This window comes from Gemmobacter nectariphilus DSM 15620 (assembly GCF_000429765.1).
In the GTDB taxonomy this organism is placed as follows: Bacteria; Pseudomonadota; Alphaproteobacteria; order Rhodobacterales; family Rhodobacteraceae; genus Wagnerdoeblera; species Wagnerdoeblera nectariphila.
In genome coordinates, this window is the sequence record NZ_AUCM01000005.1 from 152,010 (window position 1) to 172,550 (window position 20,541).

Below are 20,541 nucleotides of genomic sequence, written 5' to 3' on the forward strand. Positions count from 1 at the left end.
TTTTGTCATTCCGGGCTGAACCCGGCGAAAAGGGGGCCGGGGTGACGCCCGCCCTACGGCTTGGGGTGATCGTCCCAGTCGCTGCGCAGGATGCGGCGGGCATCGCCCTCGGGGTCTTCGTACTGGCGGTTCTTCATCGTCCAGAAAAAGAACGCCAGCCCCAAGGCCCCCAGAAACAGCGAGACCGGAATCAGGATCGTCAGAACTTCCATCGGGTTACTTCAACCTCAGCGCATTCAGGGCCACGGTGATCGAGGACAGCGACATCGCCAGCGCGGCCCACAGGGGCGTGGCCAGCCCCACCAGCGCGATCGGCACCGCCACAAGGTTGTAGGCGGCGGAAATGCCGAAATTCTCGCGGATGCGCCGGGTCGACTGGCGGGCGATGCGCAGGGCATCGGCCACGGGCGCAATATCGCGGCCCAGCAGCACGATGTCCGATGCCACCCGCGCGGCATCCAGCGCCGAGGCCGGCGAGACCGAGGCATGGGCCGCCGCCAGCGCCGCCGTATCGTTCAGCCCGTCCCCCACCATCAGCACGCGGCGCCCCGCAGCCGTCAGGCGCGCGACCTCGGCCGCCTTGCCTTCGGGCAGCGCACCGGCGGTCCAGTCGGCAATCCCCAGCCGCGCCGCCAGATCGGCCACAGCCCCCGGCGCATCGCCCGAGATCAGCTTGACCGCAAGGCCCTGCGCCTTGACCGCGGCCACCACCTCGGCCGCGCCCGGTCGCAGCGCATCGGCAAAGGTGAAGGCGCGGGTGGTGCCATCGGCCATGCCCAGATAGGTGGCCGTCACCTCCAGCGGCGCGGCCCCCACCCATTCGGCGCGGCCCAGACGGACCCGGCGGCCATGCAACCGCCCTTCGACGCCATAGCCCGGCACCTCGGCCAGATCGGTCAGCGGGGCCGGAACCACCCCCGCCGCGCGGCAGGCCTGCGCCAGCGATTGCGCCAGCGGATGGCCCGAGGCCCCGGCCAGCGCCGCCGCCAGATCCAGCACCGCGCGGGGATGATCGCCCAGATTGGTCGGCTCGGGCGCGCCCATGGTCAGGGTGCCGGTCTTGTCGAACACGACCGTATCCACCTCGGCCAGCCGCTCCAGCGCCGACCCCGACTTGATCAGCAGCCCCTTGCGGAACAGCCGCCCCGAGGCCGCCGTCACCACCGCAGGCACCGCCAGCCCCAGCGCGCAGGGGCAGGTGATGATCAGCGTTGCCGCAGAAATGTTGATCGCATAGCGCACATCGCCGCCCGTCGCCCACATCCAGTAGCCAAAGGCGGAAAAGGACAGCAGATGCACCAGCGGCGAATAGGCCCGCGCCGCGCGGTCTGCGATGCTGGTATAACGGTTGCGCGCGCTTTCCGCGACCGCGACCAGTTCCGCCATGCGCGACAGCGAGCTGTCGCGCCCCGCCGCCGTCACCCGAACCACCAGGGGGCCGGTCAGGTTGACCTCGCCCGCGCTGACCACACGATCAGGGCCCGCGAACACCGGCAGCACCTCGCCCGTCAGCAAGGATCGGTCAAGTTCGGACGTGCCCTCAGTCACCACGCCATCGACAGGCACCCGCCCGCCCGGACGCACCAGCACCAGATCGCCGGGGCGCAGATCGGCGACCATCACGGTTTCCTCGGCCCCGTCCAGCAGACGGATGGCGCGCGGCACCTCCAGCGCGGCAAGTTCCTGCGCGGCCGATCGCGCCACCGCCCGCGTGCGGTGATCCAGATAGCGGCCGACCAGCAGGAAGAAGGTCAGCATCACAGCCGAATCGAAATAGGCGTGCCGCCCCGAATGCCAAGTCTCGTAGATCGAGATCCCCGATGCCAGCACCAGCGCCAGCGAGATCGGGAAATCCATGCCCAGCCGCCCGGCCTTGAGCCCGCGCCAGGCAGACTTGAAGAACGGCTGGCCCGCAAAGGCCACCGTGGGCAGCGCGATCATGCCCGAAATCCAGTGGAACAGATCGCGCGTCGCATCGGTTGCCCCCGACCAGACGGCGACCGACAGCAACATGATGTTCATCATGCTGAAACCGGCCACACCGATCCGCATCAGCAACTCGCGCCCCTGACGGTCGGTTTCGGTCACGGACAGAACGCCGGGGTCCAGCTCGTGCGCCTCATAGCCCAGGCGGTCCAGATGCGGGATCAGGCTGGCCGCCGTCACCTCGGGCTCTGCCTCGACCAGAACGCGGCGCAAAGTCAGGTTCACGCGGGCGGACCGGATGCCGGGCAACCGCTCCAGCCCCTGTTCCACCGTCGAGATGCAGGCCGCACAATGCGCGCCGGGGATGGACAGCATGAGCCGCGCCTCGCGCGGGGCGGCCATCTGGGCGATCCGCTCGGCCGAGGGCGCCGCAACGCAGGCCGGGCAGGCCGAGATCGACACATGGGTTTCAGGATCGGCCGCGACCGACATGGCCCTAGCCTTTCACATAAAGCTGACGTTGCTGGCGAAAGGTCGTGCCGTCCTTGGCCAGCGCCTCGATCCGCAGGATCCACTTGCCAGGCGCCAGATCGACCGGGGCGACAAAGGCCCCCGCCTCGCGCACAAAGACCGGCAGGCGGTCATCGCTGGCCTCGGTCGCGCGGCCGATCAGGACCTGAAGATCCTCGACATCGCCCGGCGCCCCGGTTTTCTCGTTGGTGATCTTCAGCACCAGCTGGCCATCGGCATAATCTTGCGCCACCTCCCAGCCCAGGGCCTGCTGCGCCTTGAGCTGGGCGTTGAAGTTCTGGCTGGCGTAATAGGTGTTCTGCGCCTCGACCCCCGGAAAGGTGCTGATCGCGGAATAGGCCATATAGAGGTTGACCGCGATGATGACGCTGAAGGCCGAAACCGTGCCGATCAGCACATGACGCCCGGTGATTTCGCGTGCCATGTCACTGCCCCTTCCCGTTGAACACCGTATGCGCGCTGACCCGGCTGGACGATCCTTCGGCCTGGAACCAGAAGGTGATGTCCGTCCGTGCCACGCTTGCCGCGGGCGAGCCCGGCGGCGCGACGATATAGACCCGCTGCTGCAGCGTCGCATCAGCCGCCACCGAGGCCGCGTTGTCCGTCTCGCCTTCAAGTTCTACCCGCAAACCGGGCGGGGCGTCGATGGAGAAGGCAAAGGTGCGTTCTTCATGGAACTTGTTGCGCAGGCGGATGTCATAGGTGTTGCGGATCGACCCGTCGGACAGGGTGACGAATGTCGGGTTGCGCACCGGGGTCAGGTTCACGTCAATATCCGAGCGCAGGAACAGCGCCACCACAAGCCCGATGCCGACAGCCGACCACAGGGTCGTATACATGATGGTGCGCGGGCGCAGGATGTGCTGCCACACCGGCTTGGGCGCCTTGCCCGACCGCTCGGCCGCCTCGTCCGTCAGGGCCATATAGTCGATCAGGCCGCGCGGCTTGCCGATCTTGTCCATCACGTCGTTGCAGGCATCGATGCACAGCCCGCAGGTGATGCAGGCCAGCTGCTGGCCGTTGCGGATGTCGATCCCCATGGGGCACACGTTCACGCAGGCCATGCAGTCGATGCAATCGCCCTGCGCAACCCCGGGCGCCTCGGCCCCCTTCTTCAGCTTGCCGCGGGGCTCGCCCCGCCAGCTGCGATAGCCGATGGTCAGGGTGTCTTCGTCCATCATTGCGGCCTGAATGCGCGGCCACGGGCAGGCATAGATGCAGATCTGCTCGCGCGCGAAGCCACCAAAGGTGAAGGTGGTCGCAGTCAGCACGGCGATGGTCAGATAGGCGATCGGATGGGCGTTGAAGGTGACCAGATCGTGCAGCAGCGTCGGCGCATCGGTGTAATAGAACACCCAGGCGCCGCCGGTCGCCACGGCGATCAGCAGCCATGCCACCCACTTGACCAGCCGCTTGCGGATCTTCTCGCCATCCCATTTCTGGCGGTGCAGGCGCAGCCGGGCGTTGCGATCGCCCTCGACCCAGCGCTCGACCAGGATGAACAGGTCGGTCCAGACCGTCTGCGGACAGGCATAGCCGCACCAGACCCGCCCGGCGGCCGAGGTGAACAGGAACAGCCCCAGCCCCGCCATGATCAGAAGGCCCGCGACGAAATAGAATTCGTGCGGCCAGATCTCGATCATGAAGAAAAAGAACCGCCGGTTCGCCAGGTCGATCAGCACCGCCTGATCGGGCATGTTCGGCCCGCGATCCCAGCGAATCCACGGCGTCAGGTAATAGATGCCAAGGGCAACCCCCATGATCCACCACTTGAGCGTGCGGAAGTTCCCCTTCACGCGGCGGGGAAACACGGGCTCGCGGGCGGCGTAAAGGCTGGCGGGCTGGTTAGAATCGGTGGACAAGGGAATGCTCCCGGAATTTTCTGGCTGATCTTCCTTCGCGCATGGGCGCGGCGTCCACATTGACTTGCATCAAAATCCCGCATGGGCGATGCAACTAAACGCCACACCAGGTGCACAAAGGGCCGAAATCCTGTGCGGATCCCGGCCCTTGGCTGATTTGTCGCACCGGCACCCCAGGAAACGCGCGAACAGGACGGGGCGCCGGTGCGGGGCCCCTTCTGGGGGCTTGATGTGGATTGTGACATCAACCCCGGCCAGGCGCCTTGACCTGCATCAAACCGCCCCGGCACCTGCTGCGACCGGCTGTCGCAGCCGCCAGGATCACCGGCGCAGATGCCGCTCCAGCCGCCGCAGGGCCAGCGACAGGGTGATCGTCAGGCCCAGATAGATCAGCGCGACCATGTTATAGGTCTCGAAATAGCGAAAGTTTCCAGCCGCCGCGACCTTGCCCAGCTGGGTCACATCGGTCACCCCCAGCACGGAAACCAGCGAGCTGTCCTTGACCATGGCGACGAAATCATTGCCCCAGGGCGGCAGGATGGTGCGAAACGCCTGTGGCAGGACAATCAGCCGGAACCGCTGTGCCCCGCTTAGCCCAAGGGCCTTGGCCGCCTCGATCTGGCCAGGGTCAACCGACTGGATCCCGGCGCGGAACACTTCGGCCAGAAAGCTGGCATAGGCCAGGATCAGCGCGATCACCGCCCGCCACAGCAGCGGCACGTCGCGGGTGCGCAGCTCGGGCAGGCCAAGGGCGTTCCACCCCTCGACCAACAGCGGCACGCCGACAAAGGCGACATACAGCAGCAAGACGATGATCGGGATGCCGCGCATCACCTCGATATAGAGGCGCACCGCCTGACGGATCAGCCAGTGCCGCGACAGGCTGCCCATGGCCAGCGCAAGCCCCAGCGCCGAGGCCCCCGCAAACGCCGTGACTGTCACCAGCAGCGTGATGCCGGCCCCCTTCCACAGGGTCGCAAGGATCTGGCTGTGAATGTCCGAGGCCAGCGCCAGACCCAGCGCCCAAAGCCCTGCCCCGGCCAGCACGACCAGCCATAGCGGGAAATCACCGTCGCGGCCGGGGGCGGGGGTCATGCGGCGGCGGTCCTCACTCGCCCATCTTGTAGTCGAGGAACCAGGTCTTGTTCAGCGCATCCAGCGTGCCATCGGCCTTCATCGCCGCGATGGCCGCGTTGATCGGCGCGACCAGATCCGATCCCTTGGGGAAGATGAAGCCGAAATCCTCGGCCCCCAGCGGCTGGCCCACGATCTTCAGCGCACCGTTCGAAGCGCCGACATAGCCCTGCGCCGCCGTCGAATCCGACAGCACCAGATCGACATCCCCTGCCCGCAGCGCGGCCAGCCCGGCGCCAAAGGTTTCGAACTTGATGATGCGGGAATTTTCCTCGTTGCCGTCTAGCACCTCGTAGACGCCCACATAGAACGGTGTGGTGCCCGGCTGCGCCGCCATCAGCAGCAGCGGATCGGCAGCGAAGCCGGCCGCATCGTCGAACCGCTGTTCATCCCCGCGCACGATCATCAGCATTTCCGACCGCAGATAGGGATCGGAAAAATCCACCTTGTCCTTGCGATCGTCGCGGATGGTGATGCCGGTCATGCCGATGTCATACTGGCCTTGCGACACCGCCGGGATCATCGCATCCCAGCTGGTGTTCTGATAGCTGACCCGCGCGTTCAGCCGTTTGGCGATTTCCGCCATCGCATCATATTCCCAGCCGACGGCCTTGCCCTGCTTGTCCAGGAATTGCAGCGGCGGATAGGCGTTTTCCGTCACCACGACAATCTCGCGCCCTTGCAGATCGGGAAGCGTCTGGGCCAGTGCCGCGCCGCCAAGCGCAGGCAAGGTCAGGGCAAGGGCAATCCCGGCAAGGGCGGTTCTACGCAGCATCGGCAATCTCCTGTCACAACTCGGGCGCAGTATGCCCGGCAAGCGCGGGATTTCCAGCCCTTTGCAAGCGGTTGTGAGATCAGCCCGGCGGATGCGCGCCGCAGACCGGGCAATCGGCGCGGCGATGCACGGCCATCACCCGGCTCTCGCCGTAAAGCCCGTCATGGATCATCAGCCGGCCGGCCAGCCCCTCGCCCGCGCCGGTGATCCACTTGACCGCCTCGAGCGCCATGATCGACCCGACGACGCCCGGCAGCGGCGCAACGACCCCCGCCTCGGCGCAGCTGGGGGCCAGACCGGGGGCAGGACGCACCGGAAAGACGCAGGCATAGCAGGGACCACCTGCCGCAGGATGGAACAGCGAGATCTGCCCTTCCCACTGCGCGATGGCGCCCGAGATCAGCGGCTTGCCAAGCTCGACGCAGACCCGGTTGACCAGATAGCGGGTGTCGAAATTGTCAGTCCCGTCCAGCACCAGATCGTAGTCGGCGATCAGCGCGCGGGCCGCGGCCTCGTCCAGGCGCCGTTCATAGGGGCGCAGCTCGACATGCGGGTTCAGGGCGCGCACGGCGATCTGGGCCGATCGCACCTTGGGCATCCCGATCCGGTCGTCCGCATGCAGGATCTGGCGTTGCAGGTTGCCGGTTTCCACGATGTCATCGTCGATCAGGCCAATGACCCCAACCCCCGAGGCCGCCAGATACAGCACCACCGGGCTGCCAAGCCCCCCGGCCCCCACCACCAGCACCCTGGCCTGTTTCAGCCGCACCTGCCCCGGCCCGCCCACCTCGCGCAGGACGATATGACGGGCATAGCGGGTGAGTTCGGTATCCGACAGCGGCCCCGCAGGTTCCGGCTTGGCGGCCGGTGCCGCACGGCTCCGCAACCAGCGCAGGGCCGCGCGATAGGCCAGCACCAGCGCCGCGACCCCGCCCAGCACCAGCCAAGGCTCGGCCCGACCGCCAGTGGCCACGCGCACCGCAGCCTCGGGCGGCAGCAAGATCTGCGCCAGAACCACGGCCAGCCACACCAGCCCCAGCGCGACCGCCCGGACCGGCCGGGGAATGCGCAGCGCCGCCCCGCCCAGCCAGATCACCGCTGCCAGCACCAGAACCGCCAGCATCTCAGGCCCCCGTGGACCCAAAGCCGCCCGCACCACGCGCGGTCTGTTCGCTGAACTCTGGCACCAGTTCGAACATCGGGCGGACAACCGGCACAAAGATCATCTGCGCGATCCGCTCGCCCGGCGCGATCAGCACAGGGTCGCTGCCGGGCGGGTTGCGGTTCCAGACGCTGATGAAGACCTGCCCCATATAATCCGGGTCGATCAGCCCGACCGAATTGCCCATCACCAGCCCGCGTTTGTGCCCGGCGCCGGAACGCGGCAGGATGAGCCCGGCAAAGCTCATGTCCCCGAACGACAGCGCGATCCCCGAGGGCACCAGCACCGCAGGCGCCTGCGGCGCGATCAGCGTCGGCCCATCGACACAGGCGAACAGATCGACCGCCGCCGCGCCTGCCGTCTGGTAGTCCGGCAAGCCCCAGTCCAGAACCCGCGGGTCGATGACCTTGATCTGCATGTGCGCTCCTGCCTGGCCTGCTGGCCCCAGCCTATAGCAACCGGGGCGCGGCGGAACCAGCGGTCTCAGGCGGTCACGAACATGCCGACCGGCGCATCGCGGCAGGTGGCATCCAGATCCGCCACCAGCGCCAGATCGACCAGCGCCCGCGGCAGGACATGGCGAAAGACATAGCGGCAGCTCACCCGTTTGGCCGCCAGGAACCCGCCCGCATCATCGCGCCCGCCGTCCAGCGCCGATTGCGCGGTCAGCGCCATGCGCAGCCACATCCAGGCGATCACCACGGTTCCAAAGGCGTCCAGAAACACCGTCGCGTTCGACAGCCGCAGTTCGGCATCATCCGAAGCCGCCAACGCGGCCACCGTGGCGCGCAGCTGTGCAACCGCACCGATCAGCGCCTCGGCCTCGGCGGAAAAGCTGGCGCGCGCGGCCCCCGCCGTCTGATCCATCATCGCGGTCAGCACAGCCAGCGCGGCCCCGCCATCGCCCAGGATCTTGCGCCCGACCAGATCCAGCCCCTGAATGGCAAAGGTGCCTTCGTGGATATGGTTCAGCCGGTTGTCCCGATACAGCCGCTCGACCGGATAGTCGCGCGTGTAGCCATAGCCGCCCAGAACCTGGATCGCCCATTTGTTCGCCTCGAGACAATGCTCGGATGGCCAGGACTTCACCACCGGGGTCAGCAGGCCCAGCAGGGACTGGGCCTGCGCGGCGGCGGCCGCGTCGGGGTTGTCATGCGTTTCATCGACCAGATGCGCCGCATAAAGACACAGCGCCTGCGCCCCTTCGACCGCTGCCTTTTGCGCCAGCAACATCCGCCGCACATCGGGGTGCTGGATGATCGGCACCGGCGGCGCGGCCGGATCGCCCCCCGCCAGCGGGCGGCCCTGCGTACGGTCCTGCGCATAGCCCGCCGAATAGAGATACCCCCCCAGCGCCTGCATGACCGAGGCATAGCCAACGCCGATCCGCGCCTCGTTCATCATGTGGAACATGTAGGACAGGCCGCGATGTTCCTCGCCGATCAGATAGCCGATGCTTTCGCCGGTCTCGCCAAAGTTCAGCAGGCAGTTGGTCGTCGCGCGCTGGCCCAGCTTGTGGTTCAGCCCGGCAAGGGCGATGTTGTTGAACTCGCCGGGGTTTCCGGTGTCATCCAGCCGGTATTTCGGCACCAGGAACAACGAGATCCCCCGCGTGCCCGCCCCGCCGCCCGGCGCCTTGGCCAGCACGAAATGGACGATGTTCCCGGCGATGTCATGCTCGCCGCCCGAGATCCACATCTTGCTGCCGCGCAGCGCATAGGTGCCGTCCCCGCGCGGTTCTGCCCGCGTGCGAATGTCGCCCAGGGACGAGCCTGCCTGAGGTTCCGACAGGCACATCGTGCCGAACCAGCGCCCTTCCAGCATGGGCGGCAGGAACCGCGCCTTCAGATCGTCAGATCCGAAAGCCGCCAGCATGTTCGCCGCCGCGATGGTCAGAAAGGCATAGTTGGCAACCCCGGTGTTGGCGCAGGTGAACATCCCGCTGGCCGCCATATGCACCACCCAGGGCGCCTGAAGCCCGCCAAGATCGGCGGCAAAGGGCAGGGCAAAGAACCCCGCCTCGGCCTGCGCACGCAGGGCTGTGCCAATCGCATCCGGCAGCACCACCTTGCCCGCCTCGAACCGCGGCTCTTGCGCGTCAGTTTCGGCGGCGCAGGCAAGGAACTGATCCTCGGCGATCTTCTGCGCGGTGTCCAGAATCTGGCCGACCGTCTGTCGGTCCCAGCCATCGAACCGGCCGGCGGCAAAGCTGCGATCAAGATCGAGCAGATCATAGAGCAGGAAATCAAGCTGGCGGCGGTCAACGATCAGGGACATCGCGGCGTCTCCTTGGGGCGACTATGGCCGCAGGCCTAACACGGCACCATCATTTGCACAACTGTACCGTTTTTGCGTGGCGCGCAGGAACTGCTCGCGCGCACCGGCCGTCTGCGACAGATCGGCCCCTGCCGTCATGGCGCGCACCAGCTTGCCCACGAACAGCGCCTGCACCCGCAAGGCATTGGCGGGGGGGGCGCCAACGCTGGACAGGGCCTGGCGCCAGGCCTTCTGCTGATCGTGCAAGGCCGCGCCGATGGCAGGGCGCAGGCTGCCTTGCACGGCCGCGCGGACCCAGACGGAATAGAAGGCCAGGTTCTCTTGCGGGTATTGCAGCGCCTCGCGGCCAAAGATGGCGCTGGTCAGGTCGGCCAGCTGCCCGGCATCCAGCCGCCCGCGTTCATAGGCGCGAAACCCGTCGCGGTAGCGGTCCTTGGCCCGGACGAACAGCGCGGTCTGCGCGGCCTCCAGCATCGCATCGACCGCCCCGAAGTAATAGCCCGGCGCGCTGCGCGACAGGCCCGCCCGCTCGGCCACGGCGCGATAGCTGACCGCCTGCGGCCCCTGATCGACCAGCACGCCGATGGCCGCCTCCAGCACATGGGCGCGCCCCGTGGCCCCTGCGGCATCATGCGACGCGACATTCCCGGGGTCTGCGGCAACAGCGGTCTGGCCAGCCAGCAAAGGGCCAATCTGATCGGCCCGCAAGCGGAACGGATGCAACAGGAACAGCAGCCCGACCGCCGTATCGACGGCGATCGTCACATCCGCCTCGTCGCTGCCATCACCGAGGGTTGCGGCAATGGTGCGCCAGTGCCCGTCGATGCCGTCGAACCAGCGCCGCGCCAATGCCCGGCCCTGGGCCGAGCGGCCGCCATGCAAGATCAGCTCGCACCATGCCAGCGAAAGATCGCGCTCGCGCACCAGCGCATTGCGGGTCACCAGCGCCACCACATCGTCCAGCCGGGCGATGCCCGGCGCCTGCCCGCCCTGGATGCGGGCACGCAGACGATCAAGCCCCGCCAGATAGCCAGCCAGCACCTGCCCGGAAACCTCGGCCAGCATCGCATCCTTGGTGTCGAAATGCCGTGTGGTCGCGGCAAGACTGACCCCCGCCGCCTGCGCAACCGCGCGGTGGGTGACGCCAGGCAGCCCGGCCTGACCGATCACGCGCACCAGACCCGCGATGATCTTCTGCCGTGTCTCGACCGCGCGCTTTTGCACCATGGCTCACCTGATCATTCGCGCCCCGGCGATCCGGGGCTGCATCATCTTGCCGTTTGTACCGAAATAATCACCAATGCGAAATGGCACGTCGCGACCTGTCGGACCCAAGGCTGCCCCAAGGGCCGCCATCACCGGCAAGTCTTTGCTTATGGGGCCGCGGTCTGCGGCTTTGCTGTCATACGCCCGTCATCTCGTGCATGATGCAAGGATGGACAGGGACCCCGCACCGCATGTCATTCAGCGAATCGACTCCGTGCAGCCCCTGGCGCGCTGGGGCGAGATCGGTGTGACCTTCACCAGCGGCACCAACCTGCAAGTGACCGTCACCTTCACACGCGATGCCGCCCAGACGCTGATGAACGGCCTTGCAAGGGCCCTGGCCCCGAAGGACTGACCTATCGGCTTGCGGGCTGAAACCCCGCCGCCTGCAGCCGCGCCGCAACCTCTGCCGATCCCAGCGCATCACGAAATGCCCCCAGCATCGCACTGGGCGCCCGCGCGGCATTCAGGGCAAAGTCGTAATGCTCCTCGGCCACCGGGATGAAGCCCAGCCCGTTGGCCGCCGCGACCGGGGCGATGGTCAGGCCCCAGTCGGCCCGGCCCTGCGCCACGGCGGCGGCCACCGCCGTGTGGGATCGTGGCTGGTTCCAGTAGCCCGCCGGACGCTGGCCGGCCAGAAGCTGGTCGATCAGGATGCGCGTGCCCGCCCCCTGATTGCGCCCGACCATCAGGCAATCCGGGTCCGCCAGCGCCGCCGCCAATGCGGCGGAACTGTCCTTGCCCTGAAACCGCGCGTCACCCGGGCGGTAGACAATGCCCTGCATCCGGCGCCATCCGGGCATCAGCATCTGGCCCTGGGTCAGGAACGGGGTGTTGAAACGGCCCGTTCCGGGATCCAGCAGGTGGATCGGGGCCAGATCGCATTCGCCCCGCGCCAGCGCCTGCAAGCCCCCCATGCTGCCCACGGCAATCGTGCGCACGGACAGCCCCTGCGCGACCAGGGCGCCCGTGACCAGATCCAGCCCCACGCAATGGCTGCCGATGATCACCAGATCGGGCACCCGCACCGCCGGGGTGAACAGATCGACGCCCACCCGCGCGCCCTGGGGCAGATGGTCCGCCAGCGCCTCGATGCGGACAAACCCGTCGGCCTGCGCAAAGGACGTCACCGCCCCCGATCCCTTGCCGGTCGGATAAGCGACAAGGCCATCGGGCCCCGCGACCAGCGAGACCATGGCAAATTCGGTGCGGCCAAGTTCCGAGGGCAGGCGCGCCGGCAGATCGGCCTCAACCCGGTGTTCGGCCCGCGCCGGCAGGCCCGCCATCCGGCGCAGCACCGGCGCCACGATGTCGTGAAAGGTGAACATCGCCGAGGTCGGGAACCCCGGCAGCACGACCACCGGCTTGCCCTCGCACACCGCAAGGCACAAGGGCTTGCCCGGTTTCAGCGCAACGCCATGCACCACGACCCCCGGCGCCCCCAGCCGGGCCAGGATACGATGCGTCAGATCGCCCGCGCCTTTCGACGTGCCGCCGGACAGGATCAGCATGTCGCAATCGGCCAGCGCGGCGCGCATCGCGGCCGCAAGCATGGGTTCGTCATCGGGCAAGGCGCCAAGGAACTGCCCCAGGCCGCCGTTTTCCTGAACCGCCGCGGCGATCATCGGGCCGTTGGTGTCGTGGATCTGGCCCGGCCCAAGCGGGCTGCCCGGCGCCACCAGCTCGTCCCCGGTGGACAGCACGGCAACGCGCGGCGGCCGGACCGCGGGCACCATGGCCAGACCGCAGGCCGCCAGCATCCCGATCTCGCGCGCGCCGATCACCGTGCCCTTGCGCAACAAGGTCTCGCCGCGCGCCATGTCGCTGCCGGCCCAGCCGATGAACTGCCCCGGCAGGGCGGCGCGGCGCACCTCGATGCGGTCCGGTCCCAGCGGGTCGGTATGTTCCACCATCACCACCGCATCGGCCCCGCGCGGGATGGGCCCGCCTGTTGCAATCAACGCGGCATGGCCGGGCAGCACCGGCAGCACCGGGCTGTGACCGCAGGCGATTTCCTCGCCCGTCAGGGTCAGCGTGACCGGGCTTGACGGCCCCGCCCCCGCAAGATCGGCCGAGCGCACGGCAAAGCCGTCTACCCCGGATCGGTCAAAGGGGGGCACGTCACCGGGGGCCAGAACATCGGCCGCCAGCACGGCGCCAAGCGCCCGGTCCAGCGCGCGCGGCTCTGCCACCAGCCGCACGGGGCCTAGCGCGGCATCGAACAGGCGAATGGCCTCTTCGCGCGAGACGACCCTGAGGAACTGGTCCTGACCGTTGGGCGATGTGGTCATAGCGGTCTTTCCATCAGCCAGCCGTCCAGCAGCGCCCCGACGGGCCATCCTTCGTTCAGGGGCGGGACCACGACCCAGCCATCCGCGCGGCGAACGTGGCCCGGCGTGATCTGCCCCACGGCCAGCGGCATCCAGCCATCGGCCTGCCGCTCCAGCAGAACAAGTTCGGCCTGCCCCACGATTGAGGCGATCTTGCGCAGCAGCGGCAGGCGCAGCGGCAGGGCGGGACTGGCCCCGGCCAGCCGCATCACCACGGGATGCAACAGCGCAAGCGCCGCGACCATCGCGGATTCGGGCGCCCCGGGCAAGGCGACAACCGGCACGCTATACAGCCAGCCAACCGCAACCGTCGGGGCCAGGGCCAGCGCAAGGCCATGCACCGCAAGCCGCCCGGCTTCGGCAATCGCGGCGGCCGTCTTGTCCTGCGCACCGCCCCCGGTGCCCCCGATGGTCACGACCAGATCGGCCCGCCCGCCGGTCATGGCCTGCGCAAGGGGCCGCCCATCGGCCGCAACCCTCTCGACCTGCGCGCCCCAGGTCTCCAGCCAGGCGCCGATCAGCCGCGAGGTCGGCCCGGGTGTGCCCGTATCGACCAGCCGGACACGGGGAATGCGGCAGGCGATCGCGGTCAGCCCCGCGGCCTCGGCCAGCAGCAGATCGGCCTGGCCGATGCGCTGCCCGCCCGGCACCACCGCATCGCCCGCGCCCAGCCAGTCACCGGGGCGCAAGGCTCCCTCGCCCGGCAGCGCCTCGGCCAGCGCAAGGCACATCGGCCCCTGCCGCTGGACCAGATCGGGGGCCAGCACGGCATCGGTGCCCGGCGGCAGCGGCTGACCCACCTCGACCCAGGGCGCAGGCGGGACCAGCGGCACCGGGGCCATGACCGACGCACCGATCAGGTCAGCCGATGCACAGGCCCAGCCATCCAGCCGCGCAACAGTCCCATCAGGCACCGCCTGCCCCGCCCGTTCGCCCCCGGCCGCAATCCGGCCCGGCGCCGCGGCCAGTGGCACGGCCTTAGGCGGGACAGCGACAAGCGGCTGCATCAGGGCGTGCAGCACCGTATCAAAGGGCGAAAGACGGGGCGGGGCGGTCATGGTGGCGCAGTCTCGCCGATCCGCCGACCGCCCGCAACCGGGGCGCTCATGCGTTATACCGCACCTCGCCCAGACGCGAGATGTCATAGCCGGTCAGGAACTGCGCCCGCCGGGCAAAGGCCTCGGTCCGGGCAAAGGCCAGCAGCTTTTGCACCGGCGGCTCGAAATAGTCGCGCCGCCGCATCACCAGATCGAAATCCTCGCCAGGCCACAGCGGCAGGAACCCCAGCGTGGCCGCGGCCAGACCAAGGCCGCAATCGGCCTCGCCCATCTCGATCATGCCGGCCAGATCGCCATGGCTTTCCGCAAACCGCGGGGCCAGCACCAGATCGGCCAGCGACAGCCCCTCGCGTGCAAGCAGCATGTCGAACAGGATTTGCGATCCCGCGCCTTCGCCGCGCACGGCCACCCGCAGGCCCCGATCGGCCACATCGCGCAGCCCCCGGATGTCCAGCGGATTGCCGCGCGCGACAAGCAGCCCCTGCACCCGCCGCGCCCAGTGGATCATCAGCATGTCGGGAAAGGGCAGCACCGCCCGCAGCGCGTCGATGTTGTAGCGGCCGGTGTCCGGCTCGATCAGATGGGTGCCCGCGATCATGGCCCGGCCCGCCGCCAGTTCCTCGAGCCCATGGCGCGAGCCGTTGGTCAGGATCGCAAGGCCCGACCCCGACTGGCGCAGCGCCCATTCCAGCAAGGGTTCGGACGATCCGGCGCAGATCATCGGGGGCGGTGCAAAGCGTGCGTCGGGCAATTCCGTCTGCCCTTCCAGCCATGCCTCGACCAGGCGGCGCGGGAACAGCAGCTTGCCGGATGCCTTGGTAAAGGGGATCTGCTGGCGCGAAACCATTTCGTAGATCGTGCGCTCGCGGATGCGCAGGTAGTCCGCGATTTCCGCCGTTGTCATCAGACCATGGGTGGAATTCGCCCCCGCCATGCAGCTGCCCCCGTTATCCTGCATTTTCTACATCACATGTAGCATAGCGCGAAAATTACATATTTGCCACCAGATCGAAAACTACTGCATAGACATATCAGGGGGTAGATTCCGCAAATGGCTGACAACCCGTTCCTGGCGGCCTTCGGGCTGATCGCTCAGGCCGATCCGGCCCTGATGCAGATCATCGGCCTGTCGCTGCGGGTCTCGCTCAGCGCGGTCGCCATTGCCTGCCTGATCGGCCTGCCGCTGGGCGCGGCGCTGGCACTGGTGCGGTTTCGCGGGCGGTCCGGGGTGATCGTCACCTTCAACGCGCTGATGGGCTTGCCCCCCGTGGTCGCGGGGCTGGTCATCTATCTGCTGCTGTCCCGCTCGGGGCCGCTGGGCAGTCTCAGCCTGCTGTTCACCCCTTGGGCGATGGTGCTGGCGCAGACCGTGCTGATCTTGCCGATCATCGTGTCGCTGACCCGCAGCATGGTCGAGGACCTGTGGGAAGAATACCGCGACCAGCTGCGATCCCTGGGCAGCACGCGGCTGCGGGCCGTGCCCACGCTGCTGTGGGACGGGCGGGTCAGCCTGCTGACGGGCGTTCTGGCCGGCTTTGGCCGCGCCAGCGCCGAGGTGGGGGCGGTGCTGATCGTCGGCGGGAACATCGCGGGCCACACACGCACCATGACCACCGCCATCACGCTGGAAACCAACCGGGGCAATCTGGGCCTTGCGGTGGCGCTGGGGCTGATCTTGCTGACCATCACCTTTTCGCTGAACGGCATGGCCTTTGCCGTGGCGCAATGGTCACGCAGGAGGGGCGGATGAAGGACATGGCCCGCACCTCGACCATCCTGCCGCTGCGGCTTGAGGGGGTCGGCTATAGCGCCGATGGAACGCCCCTGCTGTCGGGTGTGACCCTGACCGTGCCGGCCGGGCGGCGGCTGATCGTGCTTGGCCCGAATGGCGCAGGCAAAAGCCTGCTGTTGCGGCTGTGTCATGGGCTGCTGGATGCCAGCCGGGGCCGGGTGATCTGGGCCGATGGCAGCCCGCGCCCGGCCGCGCAGGCCATGGTGTTCCAGCGGCCCGTCATGCTGCGCCGGTCCGTGCGCGCAAACCTGGCCCATGCGCTGGCGCTGAACGGGGTTGCCCGGGCTGACCGGGCGGGCCGGATCGCGGCCGCACTGGACCGCTTTGGCCTGACCGATCTGGCCACGCGCGGTGCGCGCCTGTTGTCGGGGGGCGAACAACAGCGTCTGGCGCTGGCCCGCGCCTGGCTGACCGGGCCCGAGATCCTGTTTCTGGACGAGCCGACATCGGCGCTCGACCCCGGCGCGACGCGAACGATCGAGGAGATCATCCGCGGCTTCAGCGCCGAAGGCATGACCATCGTAATGACCACCCATGACCTGGGGCAGGCGCGACGGCTTGCCGAGGATGTCGCCTTCCTGAGCCGGGGGCGGCTTTTGGAACATGGCCCGGCTGCGGGCTTCTTTGCATCGCCTGCCACGACAGAGGCCCGCGCGTTTCTGTCTGGCGATCTTTTGTGGTGACTTCGTGGATCGGAAAGGGAACAGGACATGAAACTGATGCAACGACTGGCGGTCAGCGCCGCGCTGTGCCTTGGGGCACTGCCGGCCTGGGCCGAAACCTTCATCACCGTGGCCTCGACCACCTCGACCGAGAATTCGGGGCTGTTCGGGCACATCCTGCCGATCTTCAAGGACAAGACCGGGATCGAGGTGCGCGTGGTCGCCCAAGGGACCGGGCAGGCGCTGGAAACCGCCGCGCGCGGCGATGCGGATGTGGTCTTCGTCCATGCCAAGGCGCGCGAGGAAGCGTTCGTCAAGGATGGCTGGGGCGTGCAGCGGTTCGACGTGATGTATAACGATTTCGTGCTGGTCGGCCCCTCGGACGACCCTGCGGGCACCCGGGCCGCCCCCAGCGCCCCGGCAGCGTTCAAGGCGGTGGCGGACAAGGGCGCGGCCTTTGCCTCGCGCGGGGATGACAGCGGCACCCATGTGGCCGAGAAAAACCTGTGGAAGGCGGCGGGCGTCGATCCGGTCGGCCAGTCCTGGTATATGGAAACCGGCTCGGGCATGGGGGCCACGCTGAACACCGCCGCCCAGGTGCCGGCCTATGCGCTGACCGACCGGGGCACCTGGCTGTCGTTCCAGAACCGCGGCCCGCTGGAAATCACCTTTCAAGGCGACAAGGTGCTGTTCAACCAATATGGCGTGATCCTGGTGAACCCCGCCAAGCACCCGCATGTGAAGGTGGCCGAGGGTCAGGCCTTCATCGACTGGCTGATCTCGGACGAAGGTCAGGCGGCGATCAACGGCTACAAGGTGAACGGCGAGCAGCTGTTCTTCGGCAACGCCGCGAAATGACCGTGCGGGCGGACCCTGCAGGGTCCGCCTTGCCTTGGGCCGCAGGGCGCGGCATCAAGGGGCCATGAGCGACGACATTCCCCTGATCGACAGCAGCGGCCGGCTGTGCCCCCTGCCCGTGCTGCGCCTGCGCAAGGCGATGGCGGGGCTGGCCAAGGGCGCGCTGATCCGCACCCGCACCACCGACCCGCTGGCGCTGATCGACGTGCCGCATTTCTGCGCTGAAGCCGGGCACCGGATCGTCGATCAGACCAGCGAGGGTGCAGCGACGGTCTTTACCATCGAACACGGCTGATCGGCCCCCAGGACGGCGGCAACCCAGGCGCGCACCGCGCCGGTGTCGCAGGGCAGCTCCTTGGCCAGATCGCCGGCATAGTCGCGCCAGAACGGCAGTTGCTTGCGGTTCACCGGCACCAGCACCGGCACATCCAGCGCAAGCGCCTGTTCCAGCACCCCGCGCAGCCCGCCGCCTTCGGCCTCGGTCTTGCCAAAGCGGTTCAGCACCAGCAGATCGGGCGGATCGGCCAGATCGGCGGCCAGCCAGCCCGCAACCTCGGCCAGCGCGGCATTGTCCAGCCGGCACCCCTGCGAGCCGCTACCAAGGTTCTGGGTGATGCTGCGCCGGGCGCCGCCGTGAATGGCGGTCAGCACGATATCGGAACACTCGCAGCTGTCCTCGATGTCATAGCCCTGAAGCCAGCCCAGGATGCGCCGCCCGGCAAAGCCGTCCAGCGCCGTGCGGATGCACAGATCCACCGCCTCGCGCGGGTCAAAGACGACGGCGGCCAGCCGGGGGGCATCTGGGGTCATGGGAACCTCGTCACTGATGCGGGTCAAAGCCGGCTTCGGCAGCGCGCCGCACACGGCAATCTTCGCACAGGGTCAGCATGGCACGGCCAGCCTCGCCGCGCGAGCCGGAAAACATCCAGTGATCCGACAGCCGGGCGATCACCCGTTCGATCCCGGACCGGGTGCCAAAGCCCTTGCCGCATTCGGTGCAGCAAAACGGCTCTTCCTCGTGCAGGATCCGGCGCGGCTGGTCCCACATGGCGAAATCCAGCCGCGGGGTCAGGGTGATGGCCTGTTCCGGACAGGTCGCGGCGCAAATGCCGCATTGCAGGCAGGCGCTTTCGGTAAAGCGCAGCATCGGGGTTTCGGGGTTGTCGATCAGCGCATTGGCCGGGCAGGCTCCGGCGCAGGCCATGCACAGGGTGCAGGCGGCCGGATCGACCGTGACGGCGCCAAAGGGCGCGCCCTTGTCCAGCGCGATGGCCTGCTGCGGGGCAGGCGCCACGCGGTTCAGTTCGGTCAGCGCGGCGATCAGCAGGCCGCGCTTGTCCCCGGGCGGCAGGAACTGCGAGGCACGGCGCGGCGGCTGCGGCGCCCCCGCGCGCAGCGCCTGGACCAGATCGGTCGGATCATCGGTGGCGATCAGCCGCAGGGCGGTATCCGGCAGCCCCATCGGCGCGGTCAGCGCGCGCAGCAGGGCAAGCGTCCCGTCCAGCCCCGCAAGGTCATGTTTCGGCCGGGCCGAGACCAGCAGCGCCACATCCGCCCCCCAGGCCAGACAGGCCGACACAAGGTCGGGGCCGATCCGGGTGATCTCGTTCATCTCGAACGGCAGGACATGGGCGGGCAGCCCGCGCCCCAGCCGGGCCGACACCTCGATCAGCGGGGCGCCGTGGGCGAGATCGGCGAACAGGATCACCGGGCGCCACTGCCCCCCGGCCTGCGCATAGGCCTGCAGCATGGCGCGGCACTGGTCGGCCAAGGTGCCGACCGGCGGCACCTGATAGCTGATCGCCCCCGACGGGCAGGCCGCCGCACATTGCCCGCAGCCCGCGCAGATCATCGGGTCAACACTGACCGCATCGCCCCCCGGCGTGATCGCCCCGGTCGGGCACAGATCGACACAGGCGCGGCAGCCGCCGATCCGGTTGCGCGCATGGGCGCAGATGGTGGGGTCAAGGCTGACAAAGCGTTCCTTGTCAAAGGTGCCGACCAGATCGGCGGCCTTCAGCACCAGATCGGCCAACGCGCCGGGGCGGCGTGGATCGTCACGCAAGTAACCGGGCCGCAGCCCTTCGGGAAACAGGGGCGCGCCGCCGGCCAGGTCGATCACCAGATCGCATGTCGACACCGCGCCATCGCGGCCCGGCCCAAAGCCATAGCCCCCGCGCGGCGCCGGCGGGGCCAGCGCGTAGTCGTCGATCAGCAGCGTGAAATCGCCCAGCCAGCCCTGCGCCGTGCGCACCCGGCCTTGCGCCACGGGAAAGGCGTCGCCCCCGCGCGGCAGGGCCTGCGCGCCGGGCCGCAGCAGGACGGTCACATTTAGCCGCCCCTGCAAGGACCGGGCCAGTTCCAGCGCCTCGTCCCCGGCACCAAGGATCAGCGCGACGCCCTTGCTGTCATAGCTGACAGTGCCGACGGGCGGCGGTTCAATCGCGGCGCGGGCGTGCAGCGCGGCCAGCTTGGGGCCGGCAAGCGCCGCCTCGTCCGACCACAGGGCATGGGCATGGGCATCGACAAAGCCCGGCGACAGGTCGATTCCTACCTGAGCCAGCACGTCGCGAAAGAACGCCTCTTTCCGGCGGCAGCCGATCACCAGCGCGGCGCCGGTTTCGGCCACATCTTCCAGCGCAGCGGCCAGATGCTGCAAATCCGCGCCGCACAGTTCTGTCACCGGGCCGCCTTGCGGCGCAAGGCCCGCGCGCCCCATCGCTGCCAGATCCGGCGTGATCGTTTCAAGGCACGTGCAGGTCACGCAACAGACTGGGCGGGCCGACATCGCATCCTCCTTGGCTGGCACGGGTGGCGGGTTTGCAACTGCAAAATCCTGCGTTGTTTGCCATTCCATGCGCTGGCAGATTAGATGGGATGTATGTCATGCCAAGGGGGTTGTCACGCC

At 68.4% G+C, this 20,541-nt stretch carries 20 protein-coding genes; 5 read left to right on the top strand and 15 right to left on the bottom strand.

Annotated elements, in window-relative coordinates; genetic code table 11:
* Positions 1-53: 53 nt before the first annotated feature.
* From ccoS to G481_RS25000, 10 genes are all read right to left on the bottom strand, one after another.
* Positions 54-212, bottom strand: coding sequence for a cbb3-type cytochrome oxidase assembly protein CcoS (gene ccoS / locus G481_RS0105715; RefSeq protein WP_028029172.1), 159 nt, complete (start codon positions 210-212; stop codon positions 54-56).
* A 4-nt stretch (positions 213-216) separates the two neighbouring features.
* On the bottom strand, positions 217-2,418 hold the full coding sequence (locus G481_RS0105720; RefSeq protein WP_028029173.1) for a heavy metal translocating P-type ATPase: 2,202 nt from the start codon (positions 2,416-2,418) through the stop codon (positions 217-219).
* 4 nt (positions 2,419-2,422) lie between these two features.
* Positions 2,423-2,881 (bottom strand): FixH family protein, encoded by a 459-nt coding sequence (locus tag G481_RS0105725; RefSeq protein ID WP_028029174.1) that lies wholly within the window; start codon positions 2,879-2,881, stop codon positions 2,423-2,425.
* Between the two features lies 1 nt (position 2,882).
* Positions 2,883-4,319 (bottom strand): cytochrome c oxidase accessory protein CcoG, encoded by a 1,437-nt coding sequence (gene ccoG, locus G481_RS0105730; RefSeq protein ID WP_028029175.1) that lies wholly within the window; start codon positions 4,317-4,319, stop codon positions 2,883-2,885.
* A gap of 321 nt (positions 4,320-4,640) precedes the next feature.
* Positions 4,641-5,414, bottom strand: coding sequence for an amino acid ABC transporter permease (locus G481_RS0105735; RefSeq protein ID WP_028029176.1), 774 nt, complete (start codon positions 5,412-5,414; stop codon positions 4,641-4,643).
* Between the two features lie 13 nt (positions 5,415-5,427).
* Positions 5,428-6,228: a transporter substrate-binding domain-containing protein gene (locus G481_RS0105740; RefSeq protein WP_028029177.1), complete on the bottom strand. Its 801-nt coding sequence runs from the start codon at positions 6,226-6,228 to the stop codon at positions 5,428-5,430.
* A gap of 79 nt (positions 6,229-6,307) precedes the next feature.
* The gene (locus tag G481_RS0105745; RefSeq protein ID WP_028029178.1) at positions 6,308-7,351 is read right to left on the bottom strand and encodes a HesA/MoeB/ThiF family protein; all 1,044 of its coding nucleotides are present in this window, start codon (positions 7,349-7,351) and stop codon (positions 6,308-6,310) included.
* 1 nt (position 7,352) lies between these two features.
* Entirely contained in the window at positions 7,353-7,808 is a 456-nt protein-coding gene (dut, locus tag G481_RS0105750) for a dUTP diphosphatase (RefSeq protein WP_035025246.1), read from the bottom strand.
* A gap of 65 nt (positions 7,809-7,873) precedes the next feature.
* Positions 7,874-9,667, bottom strand: a complete 1,794-nt coding sequence (locus G481_RS0105755) for an acyl-CoA dehydrogenase family protein (protein WP_028029180.1) — start codon at positions 9,665-9,667, stop codon at positions 7,874-7,876.
* A gap of 21 nt (positions 9,668-9,688) precedes the next feature.
* Complete coding sequence (locus G481_RS25000; RefSeq protein ID WP_051294325.1) at positions 9,689-10,894, bottom strand: TetR/AcrR family transcriptional regulator; 1,206 nt, start codon at positions 10,892-10,894, stop codon at positions 9,689-9,691.
* A 208-nt stretch (positions 10,895-11,102) separates the two neighbouring features.
* Here G481_RS25000 and G481_RS0105765 point away from each other — a divergent pair, with 208 nt between their 5' ends.
* On the top strand, positions 11,103-11,288 hold the full coding sequence (locus tag G481_RS0105765) for a hypothetical protein (protein ID WP_028029181.1): 186 nt from the start codon (positions 11,103-11,105) through the stop codon (positions 11,286-11,288).
* 1 nt (position 11,289) lies between these two features.
* Here the strand turns inward: G481_RS0105765 and G481_RS0105770 are convergent, their stop codons facing one another.
* The 3 genes from G481_RS0105770 to G481_RS0105780 are packed head-to-tail and all read right to left on the bottom strand — an operon-like array spanning position 11,290 to position 15,255.
* Entirely contained in the window at positions 11,290-13,224 is a 1,935-nt protein-coding gene (locus G481_RS0105770) for a molybdopterin biosynthesis protein (protein ID WP_028029182.1), read from the bottom strand.
* Positions 13,221-14,321, bottom strand: coding sequence for a molybdopterin-binding protein (locus G481_RS0105775; protein ID WP_028029183.1), 1,101 nt, complete (start codon positions 14,319-14,321; stop codon positions 13,221-13,223). The genes G481_RS0105770 and G481_RS0105775 overlap by 4 nt, the downstream gene beginning before the upstream one ends.
* A gap of 46 nt (positions 14,322-14,367) precedes the next feature.
* The gene (locus G481_RS0105780; protein WP_028029184.1) at positions 14,368-15,255 is read right to left on the bottom strand and encodes a helix-turn-helix transcriptional regulator; all 888 of its coding nucleotides are present in this window, start codon (positions 15,253-15,255) and stop codon (positions 14,368-14,370) included.
* A 117-nt stretch (positions 15,256-15,372) separates the two neighbouring features.
* Here G481_RS0105780 and G481_RS0105785 point away from each other — a divergent pair, with 117 nt between their 5' ends.
* From G481_RS0105785 to G481_RS0105800, 4 genes are all read left to right on the top strand, one after another.
* A complete protein-coding gene (locus G481_RS0105785; protein WP_028029185.1) occupies positions 15,373-16,071 on the top strand; it encodes an ABC transporter permease in 699 nt (232 codons plus the stop codon).
* Positions 16,068-16,796: an ATP-binding cassette domain-containing protein gene (locus G481_RS0105790; RefSeq protein WP_245594929.1), complete on the top strand. Its 729-nt coding sequence runs from the start codon at positions 16,068-16,070 to the stop codon at positions 16,794-16,796. The genes G481_RS0105785 and G481_RS0105790 overlap by 4 nt, the downstream gene beginning before the upstream one ends.
* Positions 16,797-16,823: 27 nt before the next feature.
* Positions 16,824-17,633, top strand: coding sequence for an ABC transporter substrate-binding protein (locus tag G481_RS0105795; RefSeq protein WP_028029187.1), 810 nt, complete (start codon positions 16,824-16,826; stop codon positions 17,631-17,633).
* Between the two features lie 64 nt (positions 17,634-17,697).
* Positions 17,698-17,928, top strand: coding sequence for a sulfurtransferase TusA family protein (locus G481_RS0105800; RefSeq protein WP_028029188.1), 231 nt, complete (start codon positions 17,698-17,700; stop codon positions 17,926-17,928).
* Here G481_RS0105800 and G481_RS22950 read toward each other — a convergent pair.
* Positions 17,880-18,443 (bottom strand): DUF2478 domain-containing protein, encoded by a 564-nt coding sequence (locus tag G481_RS22950; protein ID WP_154664531.1) that lies wholly within the window; start codon positions 18,441-18,443, stop codon positions 17,880-17,882. The two genes, G481_RS0105800 and G481_RS22950, sit on opposite strands and share 49 nt — an antisense overlap.
* Before the next feature lie 10 nt (positions 18,444-18,453).
* Entirely contained in the window at positions 18,454-20,421 is a 1,968-nt protein-coding gene (locus tag G481_RS22955) for a 4Fe-4S binding protein (RefSeq protein ID WP_084450666.1), read from the bottom strand.
* Positions 20,422-20,541 lie beyond the last annotated feature (120 nt).